This is a genomic window from Gilliamella sp. BG7 (genome assembly GCF_046635565.1).
In the GTDB taxonomy this organism is placed as follows: domain Bacteria; phylum Pseudomonadota; class Gammaproteobacteria; order Enterobacterales; family Orbaceae; genus Gilliamella; species Gilliamella apicola_P.
In genome coordinates, this window is the sequence record NZ_JBIDFB010000006.1 from 27,977 (window position 1) to 42,024 (window position 14,048).

Below are 14,048 nucleotides of genomic sequence, written 5' to 3' on the forward strand. Positions count from 1 at the left end.
TGACTAATTTATATTTCGTTTAACACTTACAACATCTGGTTGTAGTGAAATTTTACGAATTAATTCATTAAGTTGCTGAGTATTCTTTACTTCTATCTGTAGAATAACTGTATAAATCTGCCTATCTTTTTCTTCGGTATTTAACCATTGTAAGCGAGTATTTTCATCATTAATAATTGAAAGTATATGCGCCAAGGAACCTTGAGTATTTAAAATATCGATCCAAATTTCAGCAACAAAACATTGAGAAATATCTGCAGCCCATTTTAGTGAAATATATTTTTCTGGATTGTTTTGATAACCAGAAATATTCCGACAAGATTCATGATGCACTATTAGCCCCTTCTCAGGACTAACATGTCCAACAATAGGATCATTAGGAATGGGATGACAACATTTTGAAAACGTCACAGAAACGCCTTCACTACCGGTAATAACAAGGGTTTTATTTGAGTCTGAGTTATTTTGTAACAGTGCTTTATGTTCTAAACCTTTGGCAATAAAATGACTCATAATATTACCTAGCCCAATTTCAACCAAGACATCATCAAAACATGACAACTTGGTTAGCTCAATCACTCTAGCTTTTTGATTTTCTGACAGCGCACTAATACCGCCAGATTTAATTAACGAAAGATTAAGTAAACGTCGACCTAATTCAATTGCATCTTCACGTTTAAGTGCTTTAAGCGCCTGACGAATCCTAGACTTTGCCCTAGCACTAACCACAAAGTTTAACCAACTAGCATTAGGATGCCCTTCTGGTGAAGTAATAATTTCGACAGTTTGCCCACTACTTAATGGTTGTGATAGTGGATAAGGTTTACGATCAACTAGTGCGCCAATGCATTGATAACCAATATCAGAATGGACTGCATAAGCAAGATCAACTGCAGTTGCTCCTTCAGGTAACTCCACAATACGTCCTTTGGGAGTAAAAACGTAAATTTCCTTAGGAAATAAGTCAGATTTAACGTTTTCGATAAATTCAAAAGAATTCCCCACGCTTTGTTGTAATTCTAATAGACTTTGCATCCAGCGCTGAGCTTTTATTTGTGCGGTAGTATTGTTCAGTTCATCAGCTACATTATATACCCAATGGGCTGCAACCCCCATTTCTGCCATTTGATCCATATCCTCGGTACGGATTTGAACTTCAACCGGCGTACCGTGAGGTCCAATTAACGATGAATGTAGCGACTGATAGCCATTTGCTTTAGGAATAGCAATATAGTCTTTAAAACGATTAAGCCGTGGTTTATACAAATTATGCACCAATCCAAGTGTACGATAACAAGCATCTACATCTTTTACCACAATCCTAAAAGTATAAATATCCATGATAGAATGAAAATGTTGTTCACGTAGTTTCATCTTCTGATAAATAGCATAGATATTCTTTTCGATACCGGTAACTTCTGCATAAATATAAGCTTCTAGTAATCGACTACGTATTTCAGACAAAATTTGTTGAATAAGCTCTTTTCGTGTATTTCGCGCTATTTTAACCACTTTGTTAATTACTTTAGCTCGATTTGGATGCATTGCTGTAAAACTCAAAATCTCAAGCTCAGTTTTAATATGATTAATTCCTAAACGATGAGCTAGAGGCGCATAAATTTCCAGAGTTTCTTTAGCAATGCGACGGCGTTTGTCTGGTCTTAAAGCGCCTAGTGTACGCATGTTGTGAGTACGATCGGCAAGTTTAATTAAAATCACACGCACATCTTCAGTCATTGCTAAAACCATTTTCCGAAAATTTTCAGCTTGTGCTTCTTGCCTGTTACGAAATTTTAATTTATCAAGTTTAGAAACACCTTCGACTAAAATGGCAACATGTTTACCAAATTTGTTTGTAATATCTTGAAAGGTGACAGGAGTATCTTCAATAGTATCATGTAAAAGTGCGGCAATAATTGTTTGATAATCAAGCCGCATTTCAGCTAAATTTGCTGCGACCGCAACTGGGTGAGTAATATAAGGTTCACCACTACATCGGAATTGCCCTTCATGTGCATTTTTAGCAAAGAGATAAGCAACTTGTATCAATTCGACTTGTCTAGACGGAAGATATGATGCTACAACCTCTTTTAAGCCATTAAAATATTGCATAGGCAATTCCTATAAAGCTTATTCGTACGACGGTGTATTTTCGAGAAGAATCGACTCATGAAGTGTTGTGCGAGTTTCTGCCTCTTCATTCTGACGGGCTTGAAAATCAGCAATATCAAGAATCTGTTTATTGACAAGACCATCTTCAATTTCACGTAGAGCAATAACGGTTTCTTTGTCGTTTTCTACCGGTACATGTGGTGATTTATTTTCTACTTGTAGTTGGCGAGCGCGTCTCGCTGCTACAAGAACGAGATCAAAGCGATTACCAATTTTTTCTACTGCATCTTGAACAGTTACACGTGCCATTTTTACCTCTAAATTTTTTTAAAATGCTTCATTTGAAATGATCTAGTATTGTACTTAAATTTCTAGGTAATTGTCTATATTAATATTACTTTATCTACCAGAATTAAGGGATCTAAAATAAATAAAAAATATCCCCCCCCCACACAAATTTGATGATCAGTCATGATAAATATTCAAATTCATCATCATTCTAATTATCCATATGCTCCTTACTTTGGATTAACTTAACGGCAAAATATAGATCATAAGCAAACTCAATATACTCATCATCAAGCTTTATATTCATTTGTTTAAACCAGTTTTTAAGTGTTTTACGTCGACCTGATAAAATTAGAATGGTATTTCTTACTTTTAAAGACCTCACTAATTCATCAATCCCTGACAACACACTCACATCTTTATAAGTAAAACACGGGATTGCATCGACAATAACATAGTTTATTGGCTCTTTAGATTCATCAATATAACTGATAATTCTTCGTTTAAAATAAGCGATATTAAAATAAGTTAGCGGAGAATTAAATCGATAAATCATTGTATTACTAATCGGTTGCACATTCTGGCTTATTGAATGAATTCGACCACTTTTATCAACACCTAATAACTGATCTTTAGGTCTAAATACCCGTCTTAAAAATAAAAATAACCCAAGTAATACCGCTAATGCCATACCAGGAATAATACCTATAACAAGTACAGAAACAAGTGTTATCAAACTTAAATAAAAAGCATCTCGATCAAATCTAAAAAAGCGAACGATGGTTTGGAAATTAATGAGTGAAATTGAAGAATATATTAAAATCACTCCTAACACGCAAGTTGGAATATATTGTAAAGGTAAAAGAAAAAAAACTACCACAATACCAATTAGTATTGCTGCAATAATCGAAACTAGTTGTGTTTTACCTCCATTAGAATCATTTACAGCAGTTCTTGATGATGTACCACTAACAACAAAGCCTTGTGATAATCCTGCTACAATATTGGCTAAACCTAATGCTTTAAATTCAACATCAGAGTTGGTTTCATAGTTATTTTTCGATGCAAAACTGCGCACAGTTATCATCATACTAACAAAACAGATGATAGCAATATTAAGTGAAGGAACAACTAAATCACGCATTAATCCTTTATCAAAATCAAGCCATGATTCTAGAGGAATTAAATCATTGCTAACATTACCAATAATATAAATGTTGTAATGGTCAAAATTAAACGCCCACGAAAAAAACGTCATCACAATAACTGCTAATAAAGGAGCCGGATACAGGGGCCTTAATCGCTTTAAAGCAATTAAAATAGATAAAGTAAGAAATGAAACTATTGCTGTGCCTATATGGATTTCCGACAATTTAAAAGGGAAATAGACAATTCGTTCAATCAAATAAGAATAATCGTAGCTAAAGCCTAACGTTTTGGCTAACTGATCGACCATAATGGTAATTGAAATGCCATTAAGTAAACCAATTAGAATCGGTTGACTAAGTAAATCGGCTAAGGCGCCAAGATGCAACTTTCCAGCGATGATACACCAAATGCCAATCATTATTGTTAATATAATAACTAATTGCCAACGCAATATTGGATCATTAGCTGCTAAAGGCAACACCACTGCGGCAACCACAGCACAAGTTGCAGTATCAGGTCCTACAATCAATTGTTTAGAAGAACCAAAAAGCGCATACACAATTAAAGGCAAAATAGTCGAATACAGTCCAGCTATAGCGCCAACACCAGTCAATTCAGCATAAGCAATTGAAACAGGTAACGAAACAGCAGCAACTGATAAACCAGCCTTAATATCAAAATTAAGATATTCTCGTTTATACTCCAATAAACTACCTAATCCCGGCATCAATGAAATTAGTTTTTGAAAAAAAGTACCGTGTAACAAACCGCCCATGCTAATCCTTATTTTCCTGCTATACTCATATTATCAACCAAAATTGAGCCACATTGAATACTCGTTCTTATTTCGATATCATTTCCAATTTCCACAATGTTTTTATACATATCTTTAAGGTTACCTGCAATGGTTATTTCACTAACTGGATATTGAATTTTTCCATTTTCAACCCAAAATCCTGTAGCTCCACGCGAATAATCTCCAGTCACACTATTAACACCTTGCCCCATTAACGAAGTTACTACCACGCCTTTATCCATTTTTTTTAGCATCTCATTAAAACTAGCATTTGCTTGACTTGGTGATACAAACCAATTATGAATCCCACCAGCATGTCCAGTCGATGTTAAGCCTAATTTACGTGCTGAATAATTGCCTAACAAATAAGTTTGCAATACACCTTGCTCAACAATATTGCGCTTAACTGTTTTTGTCCCTTCACTATCAAAAGGCGATGATCCAACGCCTTTTAAAATAAAAGGATCCTCATAAATAGTTAACCAATTAGGAAAAATCGCCTTCCCTATACTATCTAAAAGAAAAGAAGATTTACGATAAATGGCCCCCCCACTTATGGCACCCACTAAATGTCTAATGAGTCCAACGGCAACTTCTGCACTAAATAGCACAGGAGTTTGCATTGTTGCAATCTGTTTAGCACCTAAATGTGAGATCGCCCTATCAGCCGCCTGCAAACCAACCCAATCAGCTGACTTGAGCTGACTAAAATCACGTGATAAAGTATAAGCATAATTACTTTCCATCTGCCCTACTTGTTCAGCAATAACTGAGCATGAAAGTGAATGTGAACTTGCGCAATAACCTTGCAACATCCCCAAACTATTACCATAAACATAAACGCCATAGCGACTACTAAAATAACCGCCATCAGTATTAATCAATTTGGAATGATTTAAGGCAGTTAATTCGGCTTGTTTGGCCTGCTCAATGGCATTATCAACGTTTAAATCACTAGGATAAAATAAATCTAAATCGGGGGGATTAAATGCCATTTGACTCACATCCCCCAGACCTGAACAAGGATCTGGCGAAGTATATTGCATAATATCAATTGCCATATTTACCGTTTGCAAAATAGCCTGAGAGGACAAGTCATTAGTTGAAGCACTACCTTTACGTTGATTTTGATAAACAGTGATGGATAGCGCACCATCACAATTAAATTCAACATTATCGGCTTTCCCCATCCGAGTGCTAACATTAATACCTGTTGACTTATTAACCGACACCTCAACTTCGTCAACACGTGATCTTGCTTGCTCAATAGCATCAGCAACAATTGTCGATAAAGTTTCTTTTTGATTTAATGCTTCTTTTTTAATCTGTTCAATACCCATTTTATTATTTTCTACAATTCTGCTAGTGATACGTTATAATAAGCTAGAATTAGATATTAGTTAATAAAAGAAATAACATGAATTACAATCAAGAAACAAATTTAGAACCCAACTTTGCTATTGACACCGAAGATAAAGAAATCATCTACGTTAGTAAAAGTGAAATTAAACGCGATGCCGAAGCTTTAAAAAAATTAGGGATTGAACTTGTCAAGCTAAGCAAAAATGAACTTGAAAAAATTCCTCTTGATGAAGATCTTATTTATGCAATTGAACTTGCACAAAAAATAAAAAAAGAAGGATATCGCCGCCAAATCCAATACATTGGTAAACTGCTGCGTAATCGAGATATTGACCCAATTAGTCAGGCGCTTGATAAGCTTAAAAATCGTCATAATCAGCAAATTGCCCTATTTCACAAACTTGAAAAACTTCGTGATGAATTAATTGCAAATAGCGATGCCGAAACCATTATCGGTTTGTACCCAACAGCCGATCGCCAGCAACTACGAACCTTAGCCCGTTTAGCAAAAAAAGAGCAAGAAGCGAACAAACCAGCCAAAACGGCAAGGCAAATTTTTCAGTATTTAAAAGAATTGAGCGACGCTGAATAATCATTATAATGTGCGCTTATTATTATTCACAAACACTATATAAACTTAGATAGAGGATACAAAAATGGGACTTTTAAATGTACCAGCAGGTAAAGAATTACCAGATGATATTTACGTTGTGATTGAAATTCCAGCTAATGCAGATCCAATTAAATATGAAGTAGATAAAGACACTGGCGCTGTATTTGTTGATCGTTTTATGGCAACAGCAATGTTTTATCCATGTAACTATGGTTATATTAATCACACATTATCATTAGATGGCGATCCAGTAGATGTATTAGTCCCAACACCATACCCATTACAGCCAGGCTCGGTTATCCGCTGCCGCCCAGTTGGTGTATTAAAAATGACAGACGAAGCAGGTCAAGATGCAAAACTAGTTGCAGTACCTCATAGCAAACTATCTAAAGAATATGATCACATTAAAGATATTGATGATTTACCAGAATTACTAAAATCGCAAATTAAACATTTCTTTGAACAATATAAAGCTTTAGAAAAAGGTAAATGGGTTAAAGTTGACGGATGGGATAATGCTGATGCAGCTCGTAAAGAAATTATTGAGTCTTTTGAACGAGCAAAAAATAAATAAAATTGAATGACAAAAAAATAAACCTATACAAAAGCCATAAATAATGTTTTATGGCTTTTTTAATTACATAATTTAGTAACTTTGAAAGTTAATTTAAATTTTAAAGATGAAATAATTTGCTTTTTATCAATTAAAGATTAAATTTCTAAAAATTCAAGGAAAAACTTCATCCTAAGTTAAAAAAATTGTTATTAACAGCTTGCTTTTGATTATAATTTATGCGGTAATATCACTGGTTAAACAACAAAGTAAAAATTATGAAAACGATCAATTCTAATAATGTATGTTAAACACATTATCAGAGTTGAGTAACATAATTAATACAATGTTAAAACCCTTACGGCCGTAAAGGCTAATTATTAATTATTGTTAGGATGTCTAGTAAATGAATAAGAAAACAGGCCAAGTAAAATGGTTTAATGAAAGTAAAGGTTTTGGTTTTATTACCCCTGCGGATGGAAGTAAAGATGTATTTGTTCATTTTTCTGCTATTTCAGGTGATGGTTTTAAAACTTTAGCTGAAGGACAACAAGTTGAATTTGCAATCCAAGATAGCCCTCGCGGACCAGCAGCAGCCGAAGTTGTTGTAATTTAGTTGACCTTTTAAAATTTCATACTTGAATAAACGCTCACACACAAAGTGAGCGTTTTTTATATTTAGAAATAGATCACGCAAAAAAATCCAAAGCATAAAAAACGACCCAAGGGTCGCCTTTAGAATAAAGTTAAAAATTAATTATTTTTAGAAATAACAGCAATTAAATCTAGAACTTTGTTCGAATAACCTACTTCGTTGTCATACCAAGAAACAAGTTTAACAAAATTATCGCTTAATTGAATCCCTGCTTTAGCATCAAATACTGATGTGCAAACTTCACCTAAGAAATCCGTAGAAACAACATCATCTTCTGTATAACCAAGAACACCTTTCATTGGACCTTCAGCTGCTGCTTTAATTGCTTTACAAATATCCTCATATTTAGCAGGTTTTGCTAAACGAGCAGTTAAGTCAACAACAGAAACATCTGGAGTAGGAACACGGAAAGCCATACCAGTTAATTTACCATTTAATTCAGGAATGACTTTACCTACCGCCTTAGCAGCTCCAGTTGATGAAGGAATAATGTTTTGAGCAGCACCACGACCACCACGCCAATCTTTATGAGATGGACCATCAACAGTTTTTTGAGTTGCAGTTGTTGCATGAACAGTTGTCATCAATGCTTCAACAATGCCAAAGTTGTCATTAATAACTTTAGCTAAAGGTGCTAAACAGTTAGTTGTACAAGAAGCGTTAGAAACGATATCTTGACCAGCATAATCTTTATCATTAACACCAATAACAAACATTGGAGTGCTGTCTTTAGAAGGACCAGTTAAAACAACTTTTTTGGCACCAGCTTGGATGTGTTTACGAGCTGTTTCATCAGTTAAGAATAAACCAGTTGCTTCAGCAACAACATCTACCCCAACTTCGTTCCATTTTAAGTTTGCAGGATCACGTTCAGCAGTAACACGAATTGCTTTACCATTAACGATTAATTTACCATCTTTAACTTCAACCGTGCCATCAAAACGACCATGAGTCGAATCATATTTAAGCATATAAGCCATATATTCAACATCTAATAAATCATTGATAGCAACGATTTCAATGTCTGAACGTTTTTGAGCAGCACGGAAAACAATACGACCAATACGACCAAACCCATTAATACCTACTTTGATTGTCATAGCAATTACCTTCTTTTAGTGTTTTTAATGTTGAAATATTTACTGTAAACTATCAAATTTTAAAGATTTATTCAAGAAGATTCCTAATAATTAAACACAATTTGATTAAATAGATTAATTCAAGTGTAAGTCATATTAATTATTATAAATAAAATCAAATTATTGAAAAATAATCTTGCATAGCAGGCCACATCACAGTCAAAAAGGCATACAAAAACTTAGTATACACCACACATTAAAACGATTAAAAAGCGGACTGCAAACTATAATATTTTATTTTAAACACTCATTACCACTCACACAAACATTAAATAGCATGCAAATAATCATGCTTAGTTGTACTAACTAAACGCTTTTTAATAAGTTTTGATATTGTAGCAATTTAAGATTTCTTTCGAAACCTCGGTTAGGATAAATAAATCGGTGATGCTCGCCATTGAATAGCCTTTAAAATATACAAATTAGCTTGTGCAATTTTAGCAATCTCAATAGCATTATTCTGCTGATTGATTTTATGTCCCATTTGTCCTTTCAAAAACATAGCAGAAAATAGCTATTTCGATAACACTCAACAACAAAGGATTAGTGAAGTTTAAAATTTTATCTGAATTTTTATTTATTACCTTAATGAGTATTTAATTAAAATTAAATACTCATTAAGGTGTTTTCTATTTACTTTATGGAAGATTTTGTTTTTTTATTTTAGGGAAACATCTTAATTTCAGCGACAAAAGCACAAACTTTGTCACCTCAGTAGACTTCTTTGCTAAAATGCATCTTTTCTTGGTTGCTTAATCTTATTTAGCTCCATAATCTAAACTACAACTAAAAAACTAAGGATAGACACAAAGTCCGTGTCTATTGGGACTCGTGTAACTGTAGGATATGTAACCAGAGTTCGAGTGCACTTTGAACTGTTTGTGTCCGGTAGCGTCTCCCGTCCAATAATAATCAGCAAAGAAGTTTGAATTCTTGTAATTTTTCATGTAACCCCATTCAGTAAATAACCCTGCCCCTATTCGACGCTGGTAATAATTACCAATTGAGGATGGCATTGCGCTAACAATACCTTGACAACTTCCTGACGAAGAACTTGGACAAATTGCATTGGTGACATCTTTAACTTCTATTATTCGATATCCAATATTATCACACCAAGCAGCTTGATTTGAAGGATTATCGGTCACTCTTCCTCGGTTGACGAACCAATTATTCAGGACAAATCCATATTTCACCTCATTACCACTATTATCTCTACCTATTAACTCAAATGTTTGAGGTAAATCTGGCTGGCTAATTTGACTAGGATTAACATTGTGTATTTGAGATCTTGCCTCTGGACCTGTTAAAGTGACTCTTACACTGTAGGTATTAATACTACTACGGGTTGGCGGTATAGAAATAGAAGCTGTTATACCTTCATGAGTGACTGGCGCCCATGCCAGTTTACCATCTCCTCCTCTTACTTCTAAATCAAAATATAATCCATCAGCACCTGTAGTAGGGAAATTACTCTTGTATGATGATTGCGGGATAAATCCATTAGCCGGATTCCAGATATTATCAGGACCTTTATAGTTTGAGCCCCCTATATATGAATAATCTTTACCATATTTCAAACTTGGCTTTACAAAGCAGATTACAGGTGAAGATTTTGGGGTGATGTAATATGTTGCTGCGTCACTGCCAAAATAACTATCTTTAGGCTCTCCGTATCGAGTTGTTAATCTTCCTCCATTACTAGTTAAGACTACCTTATAAGGTGCACTGCAAACATCTAGCTCATCACTTCGATTATTAATGACTTTACCATTTCTATCGGTGATACTGACAGTTAAAGTTCCACTTGCAGTTAATTCATCATCACCATCATCATCTCCCCAATAGCCATACGTTGTCACTAAATCAATTAAACTCACTGAATTGGTTGATGAAGGTATCATTATACCTATATCAGTAAAACGCTCACCAACATTAGGTAGTTCAATTGGATTTGTTGGAGTTGAGAGATTGTTCTGCGGTGTTATTTCTTGACCATTTGATAATTTGATACTTAGTAAATTTTCTATTGAGCGAGCTTTAGTTACACCATTATCAAATGTTAAATAAGGTCCAGTACCATAAATAACATTGCTTGTATGAGCTGATAATGCCTGTGAATCCAACGAATATGGCAATAATAACAACGGCGCTAATGCCATTGGAACATTAGAAAATAATTTTAATGATAATTTGAAGGATAACTTCAAACATAAAAAAGAGGCTTCTGAGAAAACTCGTACAGCTTGTTTTCTTGATAAATCAAACGAATAAAACCGCCAATAATAGTGGTTAAGCTGATGATTCATTATATTTCACCTGTCAAGTTATTTGTTTTATTTTTTATACTTTTGAAGTTTAAAAAAGATCGTTTTTTAAACTTCAAAAGTATAGCTGTAAAAAAAAATCATGACTAGTTTTCGGTCCATTATTTTTGTAAATTTTTGTTAAGACTGAATTTCGTTAAGTTTTAGCTTTATTTTGTTACTTACTGGTATGGGATAAGAGGTAGTTAGTTAATGTTATTTCTTTCCCCCCTAAAGGTCAAGACGTCTGAAACATTACCGTTTCCAAAACTAACCAATAACCATTAACCTATAATAAAACAACGTGTTATTTGCACTTTAATCGTATTATAAAAATTAATAAATTTATAAAAAGTTAATAAATTGCTTAAATTTTTATTTTCTATCTTTTGAATCGTTAAATATTTGCTGATTATGCTACAACTGTATTAAAGTACGTATTACACTTTTTGACTTTGCCCATTTGTTTATGAGTATACGGGATTCGTAAAAATTTGCTTAATAAGATGGATTGAAGCAATTCGCCAAAATAGGTTTTATTATAGCATTTAACTCGTCATTTTAATTTATCTTCAATGAACTCTTCGTCCTTAACCAAACGTTTAATATCATATTCATTGTTGTATAACGTTAGTTCTTTTTTTATTACTAAAGGTAAAAATGATTTTCTTTTTTATTTTTTGGCGTACAATCAAAATCATCCATAAATAGAGGTAAAGTTATGTTATATAATAACAAATACATGCATCATCAACATCATCACCATGAGTGTTGTCATGATGATTGTTTAAATATGGCACATAATCATGTTCATTTATCTCACGATATAACTTGTCATCAAGAATCAATACATAGCTGTGGGGGCGATACTCATACTACTTCTAAAAATGAGTTTGACGATCCCCCTGATGATCCCGACAGGCTAAGCGAGAAAATTAAATTAACTTGGAAAATAAAAGGCATGGATTGTGCGCACTGTGCACAACAAATTGAAAACAGCCTAAAAGCGTTACCCAATATTAACCAAATTAAGATTGTTTTTTCTACCGAAAAGTTAGTGGTATTTGTTCCCCAATATAATGAAAAAACCATTAAATTAATAGAAAACAAAGTTATCGAGCTAGGCTATAAGCCTATTTTTGAATCATCTCCAGAACATTCTCATCATCATGATCATTCCCATAGTTTTGATAAAAAAGCATTAATTCCTTTAGGGGTATTAAGCGGTTTAATTGTGGTGAGCTATATCCTGTTGTTATTTAATCAAACCGTTGGCGAATATGCCTTTATGGTCACAGCAATTGTTGGGTTAATACCTATTTTGAAAGAAGCGGTAGTTTTAACGCGCAGTGGTACACCATTTGCGATCGAGTCGTTAATGAGCGTGTCAGCTATTGGGGCTTTGTTTATTAGAGCTGCCGAAGAAGCCACTATGGTTATATTTTTATTTATGATTGGTGAGATGTTAGAAGGTGTTGCAACAAGTAAAGCCAAAAAAGGCATCTCCTCGCTCGCTCAGCTTATGCCAGAAGAGACCGTTATTATCATTGACGGTGTACGAAAAACCGTTGCCAGTCATAGATTGAAACCCGATGATATTATTGAAATTTCATCTGGAGGAAGGTTGCCTGCTGATGTGATTTTAATAAGCGAGCAAGCCAATATTGATGAAAGCGCATTAACCGGTGAATCCATTCCAGTTAATTATCTTTCAGGCGATAAGGTTTTGGCTGGTTCGCTCGTGGTTGATAATACAATCCAATTAAAAGTGGTATCAGAAGTTGGGCAAAATGCGGTAGATCGTATTTTACAGTTGATTGAAGATGCTGAGGAGCGTAAAGCTCCTATTGAACGATTTATTGATAAATTTAGTCGTTATTATACGCCAGCAATTGCTTTATTTGCTCTGTTAGTAATTATTGCGCCACCTTTGTTGTTCAATGCTGATTGGTATACTTGGTTTTATCGAGGTTTAACTCTATTGTTAATTGGTTGCCCTTGTGCATTGGTTATTTCAACGCCTGCTGTAATAACGTCGGCCTTATCTAATGCGGCAAAACAAGGCGTGCTAATTAAAGGTGGTGCCTCGCTAGAGCATATTGGTTCAGTTAAACTGGTTGCATTTGATAAGACTGGTACGTTAACCGAAGGTAAACCGCAAGTCACCGATGTGATTAGTCAAGATATTGCAAAAGAGCAATTATTGACATTAGTTGCCGCTATTGAAAGTGGTTCGCATCACCCCATTGCTAAGGCTATTGTTGATTATGCATTGCAGAATCAATTAAATATCAATGAGGCCGATAATCGTAAAGCGATTGCAGGGGTTGGCGTTCAAGGCGAGATTGATAATCAGACTTTTTATATTGTGTCACCAAGTAAGGTTGTGACAGTTTCATCACCATTGAAAGATGAACATACCAAAATTATTGAGGAGCTTGAAAACGCTGGTAAAACTGTAGTAGTTGCAGTAACAAGTCAACAATTGATGGGCATTATTGCATTGCAAGATGTGTTGCGGGCTGATGCAATTACTACAATGAATGAGCTTAATAAGCTTGGCGTTAAGACTTTGATGCTGACAGGCGATAATGCGCGAGCGGCCAAAGCCATTGCCTCGCAATTAGGTATGGATTACCGTGCAGAGTTGTTACCTGCCGATAAATTAGCAGAAATTGAAAAGATGCGTATCTCAACGTCGATTGCTATGGTGGGCGATGGAATTAACGATTCTCCAGCCATGAAAGCGGCAACCGCAAGTATTGCTATGGGTAGTGGTACTGATGTTGCGCTAGAAGCCGCTGATGCCGCATTAACTAAAAATAGCTTGTTAAGTTTGCCTAAGCTAATTGGTTTAACTCGTTTTGCCTCTCGTAATATTAAACAAAATGTTACAATTGCGTTGGGAATTAAGTTAGTATTTTTAATTACCAGCTTATTTGGCTTTACTGGACTGTGGCTGGCTGTGTTAGCTGATTCAGGTACGACTGCGATTGTGACAGCTAATGCGCTTCGAGTTTTGAAATTTAAGAATAAAAGTTAAAATTGGTTTAATTAACCTATTTCGCTTGTAGC

General features: G+C 34.6%; 10 protein-coding genes. 4 read left to right on the plus strand and 6 right to left on the minus strand.

Annotated features, from left to right (window positions below):
• Positions 1-3: 3 nt before the first annotated feature.
• The 4 genes from spoT to pmbA form a co-directional block, all read right to left on the minus strand.
• Positions 4-2,112 carry a bifunctional GTP diphosphokinase/guanosine-3',5'-bis pyrophosphate 3'-pyrophosphohydrolase gene (spoT, locus tag ACGH49_RS05495; protein ID WP_411588532.1) on the minus strand — a complete coding sequence of 703 codons (2,109 nt, stop codon included), beginning with the start codon at positions 2,110-2,112 and terminating at the stop codon, positions 4-6.
• Positions 2,113-2,130: 18 nt separating this feature from the next.
• Positions 2,131-2,421 carry a DNA-directed RNA polymerase subunit omega gene (gene rpoZ, locus ACGH49_RS05500; protein ID WP_065606850.1) on the minus strand — a complete coding sequence of 97 codons (291 nt, stop codon included), beginning with the start codon at positions 2,419-2,421 and terminating at the stop codon, positions 2,131-2,133.
• Positions 2,422-2,611: 190 nt separating this feature from the next.
• Entirely contained in the window at positions 2,612-4,324 is a 1,713-nt protein-coding gene (locus tag ACGH49_RS05505; protein ID WP_411588533.1) for a SulP family inorganic anion transporter, read from the minus strand.
• Between the two features lie 8 nt (positions 4,325-4,332).
• The gene (gene pmbA, locus ACGH49_RS05510) at positions 4,333-5,685 is read right to left on the minus strand and encodes a metalloprotease PmbA (protein ID WP_065606848.1); all 1,353 of its coding nucleotides are present in this window, start codon (positions 5,683-5,685) and stop codon (positions 4,333-4,335) included.
• A 77-nt stretch (positions 5,686-5,762) separates the two neighbouring features.
• Here pmbA and yjgA point away from each other — a divergent pair, with 77 nt between their 5' ends.
• The 3 genes from yjgA (at position 5,763) to ACGH49_RS05525 (ending at position 7,489) form a co-directional block, all read left to right on the plus strand.
• Positions 5,763-6,299 carry a ribosome biogenesis factor YjgA gene (yjgA, locus tag ACGH49_RS05515; protein ID WP_065606846.1) on the plus strand — a complete coding sequence of 179 codons (537 nt, stop codon included), beginning with the start codon at positions 5,763-5,765 and terminating at the stop codon, positions 6,297-6,299.
• Positions 6,300-6,363: 64 nt separating this feature from the next.
• On the plus strand, positions 6,364-6,894 hold the full coding sequence (ppa, locus tag ACGH49_RS05520) for an inorganic diphosphatase (protein WP_065606844.1): 531 nt from the start codon (positions 6,364-6,366) through the stop codon (positions 6,892-6,894).
• 385 nt (positions 6,895-7,279) lie between these two features.
• Positions 7,280-7,489, plus strand: coding sequence for a cold shock domain-containing protein (locus ACGH49_RS05525; RefSeq protein WP_025315032.1), 210 nt, complete (start codon positions 7,280-7,282; stop codon positions 7,487-7,489).
• 137 nt (positions 7,490-7,626) lie between these two features.
• Here the strand turns inward: ACGH49_RS05525 and gapA are convergent, their stop codons facing one another.
• Both gapA and ACGH49_RS05535 read right to left on the minus strand, forming a co-directional pair.
• Positions 7,627-8,628 (minus strand): glyceraldehyde-3-phosphate dehydrogenase, encoded by a 1,002-nt coding sequence (gapA, locus tag ACGH49_RS05530; RefSeq protein WP_065606841.1) that lies wholly within the window; start codon positions 8,626-8,628, stop codon positions 7,627-7,629.
• A gap of 833 nt (positions 8,629-9,461) precedes the next feature.
• Positions 9,462-10,976, minus strand: a complete 1,515-nt coding sequence (locus ACGH49_RS05535; protein WP_411588535.1) for a hypothetical protein — start codon at positions 10,974-10,976, stop codon at positions 9,462-9,464.
• Positions 10,977-11,694: 718 nt separating this feature from the next.
• Between ACGH49_RS05535 and ACGH49_RS05540 the strand changes: the two genes are divergently transcribed.
• Positions 11,695-14,016 (plus strand): heavy metal translocating P-type ATPase, encoded by a 2,322-nt coding sequence (locus ACGH49_RS05540; RefSeq protein WP_411588536.1) that lies wholly within the window; start codon positions 11,695-11,697, stop codon positions 14,014-14,016.
• Positions 14,017-14,048 lie beyond the last annotated feature (32 nt).